Here is a 4,172-nt window from a genome sequence, read left to right as displayed (position 1 = left end):
GCCGTTCCCCGGGCCGCCGGTGGCGGGGGCGCCGGTGCAGCTCGCCGAGCCCGGCGAGGCCGTGGGGGTGGCGCAGGCGGGGTCGCGGCGCACCGGGTCCGGGATGTGGACGGTGGTGAAGTCCTTCTCCGGCATCGTCCGCACCGCGTCGCTCATCGCCTTCTGCCAGATCGGTCCGGGGCCGGTGGCGCCGTAGACCTCGGCCTGGTAGGCGCCGCCGATCCGGATGTTGCGCATCGGCACCTTGGTGCCCGGGCTGCCCAGCCAGACCGAGCCGGCCAGGTTGCCCGTGTAGCCGGTGAACCAGGCCGACTTCTTCTCGTCCGTCGTCCCGGTCTTGCCGGCGATCTGGCGGCGGTCGTCCAGGCCGAGGTCGCGCGCGGTACCGCCCTTCTCCGTCACCCCGAGCAGCACGCTGTTGATCACGTCGGCGGTGTCCTCGGACATCGCCTCGCCGCACCGGGCCGGGGGCACCGGGACGTCGGCGCCGTCCACCGTGGTGATCCGGTTGATCGCCATCGGCGCGCAGTAGGTGCCCCGGGCGGCGAAGGTCGCGTACACGTTGGCCATGGTCAGCGGGCTGACCTCCTGGGTGCCGAGGCCGAGCGCGGGCACCTCCTGGAGCGGTGAGCCGTCCGCCTTGCCCGGCATGCCCAGCTTGTTGGCCATCTGCTTGACCGCGCAGAGGCCGATCTCCTGCTCCATCTGCACGAAGTAGGTGTTCACCGAGAGCGCCATGGCCTGCTTGAGCTCGTACGGGCCCGTCTCGGAGGCGCTCTCGTTGGGGATGGTGCCCTCCTTCTTGCCCTTGCTGAGGTTCTTCCAGGTGCCGTCGCAGGTCTTCATCGTCGGCCAGTCCATCCGGTTGGGCGAGTCGTACCGCTGGGTGGACGACAGACCGGCCTCCAGGGCGGCCGCGGCCACGATCGGCTTGAAGTTGGAGCCGGGCTGGAAGCCCATGCCGCCGCCCATCGCCGCGTCCACGTTGTAGTTGACGACGGTCTCGTTCTTGTCCTTGGCCAGGCCGTACGGCCGGGTCTGCGCCATCGCCAGGATCTTGCCGCTGCCGGGCTCGACCATCGTCATCGCCGCCGAGACCGGGTCGGTGACGTACACCTTGGTGGAGACGGCGTTCTGGGCGGCGGCCTGCTTGTCCGGGTCCAGCGTGGTGTAGATGTTCAGACCGCCGGTGTCCCACAGCTTCTTGCGCTCGGCCGCGCTCTTGCCGAAGGCCGGGTCCTGCTTGACGACGTGGCGCACGTAGTCGCAGAAGAAGCCCATGCCGGCCTGCGCGGTGATGCAACCGTTGCGCGGGTCCTGGTAGTTGAGGCCGAGCGGGGCGGCCTTGGCCTCCTTGGCCTGGTCCGCGGTGATGTGCTTGTTCTCCACCATCTTGTCGATGACGGTGTCGCGGCGCTTCTGGGCGGCCACCGGGTGCAGCTTCGGATCGTACTGGGACGGGTTCTGCACCAGCCCCGCGAGCATCGCCGCCTCGGGCAGGCTGAGGTCCTTGGCGTCCTTGCCGAAGTAGCGCCGGGAGGCGGCCTGGATGCCGTACGCCTGGTGGCCGTAGAAGGTGATGTTGAGGTAGTTGGTGAGGATCTGGTCCTTGGTCAGGTCCTCCTCCAGCTTGATGGCGTACCGGAGTTCCTGGATCTTGCGGCCCAGGGTCTTGCGCTGGGCCTCCAGGACGGCCGCCTGGTCGTCGCCGGCCTTCTCCACGTTGACGTTCTTCACGTACTGCTGGGTCAGCGTCGAGGCGCCCTGGACGGCCGCCCCGCTCTCCGCGTTCTTGGTGATCGCGCGCAGGACGCCCTTGAGGTCGACGGCACCGTGCTCGTAGAAGCGGGCGTCCTCGATGTCCACCTGCGCCGTGCGGATCAGCGGGGACATCTGGTCGGCGGGTATGACGGTGCGGTCGCGCTCGTACACCTTGGCTATCAGGCCGCCGTTGGCGTCGAAGATCTGCGTCGCCTGGCTCAACGGCGGGGTCCTGAAGTCGTCGGGGATGTTCTGGAAACCCTCGGCGCCGTTCTTCGCGCCGAGTCCGACCGCGCCCGCCGCCGGGAGGATCACGCCCGCCAGCAGGACGCCGCCCAGCACGCTGGCTCCGAGGAAGGTGGCCGCGTGGCGCAGCATGCCGAACGGGGTCTCGCGGCGCCTCGGTCGCGGCACCCAGGTGTCGCCCGGGTCCGAGGCGGCTTTGCGGCTCTTCGGTGACATAGATCGAACATTACGGCCGTGAACAGGCCCTGGGGAGCGGGTGTTGGCGAAGGATTGTCACAAAATCGCGACGGATTCGCCTCATTCCCGAGGGTCCCCGGGGCCGGCGCACCGGGACACGGGCCGTTCGCTCACGACCCTTGCCCCGGTGCCCCCTCCCTAGCCGGCCGGGCAGAAGAGGTCCCGGGCCGGGCGCTCGCCGGTCACCAGGTAGTCCGTCACCACCCGGTCGCCGCAGGCGTTCCCGTTGGCCCGGTACACGTCGTGGCCGCCCGAATCCACCGTCACCATCCGGGCCCGGTCCCCGAACGCCGCACGCAGTTTGAGCGCGCCGGAGTACGGGCTGGCGGGGTCACGAAGGTTCTGCGTCAGCAGGACGTTCGCCGGGCCCCGGTCGGTGACCCGCACCGGCGGCTCGGCGGGCGCGAACGGCCAGAACGCGCAGGCCATCACGTTCACCGGCATGCCCGCGGTGAGCGGACGGGCGGCGCGGTCGGCGGCGACGGCCCGGGCGTAGCCGGCCGGGTCGGCGGGCCAGCTCACGTCGTTGCAGAGGGTGGCGGCCGAGGCCGCGATGTGGTTCTGCATCACCTCGTCGGGCAGCTGGGCCGGCGCCGCGGGCAGCGGACGGCGGCCCAGCCCGGCCAGCATCAGCCGGGCGAGGCCGGGGAACCGCTTGTCCGCGATCATGGACTGCACCATGGTCTCGCGCAGGACGTTGCCGTTCAGCTCCGCCGGATTGGCCCCCTGCCAGGGGATCGGCGCGCGGTCCAGGCGGGCGGCGAGGTCGAGGAAGACCGAGCGGACCTCCTCGGGAGTGTCCGCGACCCGGTCCGGATTGCCCGGTGCGGCGGCCCACGTGGCGAAGTCGGGGAAGCGGTCCTCGACACCCTGGCCGAAGGCGGCCAGCCAGCCGCGCCCGACCCGGGTCGGGTCCGGGTCGTCGTTGCTGTCCAGCACGATCCGGTCGGTCCGCTCGGGGAACAGGCTGGCGTAGACCGCGCCCGCGTACGTGCCGTACGAGGTGCCCCAGGCGGAGAGGCGGGGTTCGCCGAGCGCGCGCCGGATGCTGTCGATGTCACGGGCCTCGTTCGCGGTGGAGATGCTGCGCATCACCGGGCCGCCGTTGCGGGCGCAGGTCTCGGCGAACCGGCGTCCGGTGGAGACGCTCTCGTCGATCGAGCCGTCGGCGGCGGGCCAGGGCCGGAGTTTGACCCAGGCCAGGTCCGCGTGGTCCACGCCGCAGCTGACCGGGGTGGAGCGGCCGACCCCGCGCGGGTCGAAGCCGACCAGGTCGTAGCGGTCCCGGACCGGCTCCGGGATCTGGTCGAACTGGGTGGACGGACGGTCCACGCCGGTGTCGCCGGGGCCGCCCGGGATGATCAGCAGGACGCCCCGGCGCAGGGCGGGCTTGGCGGTGGCGATCCGGGAGACGGCGAGCGTGATCCGCGGGCCGTGCGGATCACGGTAGTCCAGCGGGACGGTGAGGTCGGCGCACTTCTGGCCCCGTTTCACCTCGCCCGCGCAGTCGGTCCAGGCGAGGCGGTCCCGTCCGGGCCGCTGGGAGTCGGCCGCGTCGGCGGGCACGGCGCTCAGCGCGGTGACGGCGAGCGCGGCGGCCGCGGTGAACGCGGCGGTGATCGTGCGGGTGGGTGTGCGGGCGGTCCTGCCGGTGGGTGCGCTGGTGGGTTTCGACATGCCCAAGAGTCTGCTGGGGCAGGGTACTTGGGCCCATGCGGGCAGCGGGCCGGTCCGGGGTGGGGATATCCCCCCGGCGAGGGGGTGGAGACCGCTTCCGGGTGGCCGCGGTCTCCGGTCGGGGAGGGTGTGGTGGGGGAAGGGACCGGACGCCGGCTCAGACCCGAATCCGCAGGTAGTAGTGCGGTGTAGCGGCTGATACGACGACAGGTGTCCGTGCCGGTTTGAGATGATCGAGGTTCTCTACGCCT

Annotated in this window: 2 protein-coding genes; both read right to left on the bottom strand. The window is 71.5% G+C overall.

Annotation, left to right across the window (positions count from 1 at the left end):
* On the bottom strand, positions 1 to 2,223 hold a 2,223-nt coding region (locus tag AB0E96_RS38935; protein WP_359831242.1), incomplete at its 3' end, for a transglycosylase domain-containing protein.
* 159 nt (positions 2,224 to 2,382) lie between these two features.
* Positions 2,383 to 3,921, bottom strand: coding sequence for an alpha/beta fold hydrolase (locus tag AB0E96_RS38930; RefSeq protein ID WP_359831240.1), 1,539 nt, complete (start codon positions 3,919 to 3,921; stop codon positions 2,383 to 2,385).
* Positions 3,922 to 4,172 lie beyond the last annotated feature (251 nt).

It is taken from the genome of Kitasatospora sp. NPDC036755 (genome assembly GCF_040636595.1).
Lineage (GTDB): Bacteria > Actinomycetota > Actinomycetes > Streptomycetales > Streptomycetaceae > Kitasatospora.
This window is presented reverse-complemented; position numbering and strand designations above follow the sequence as displayed.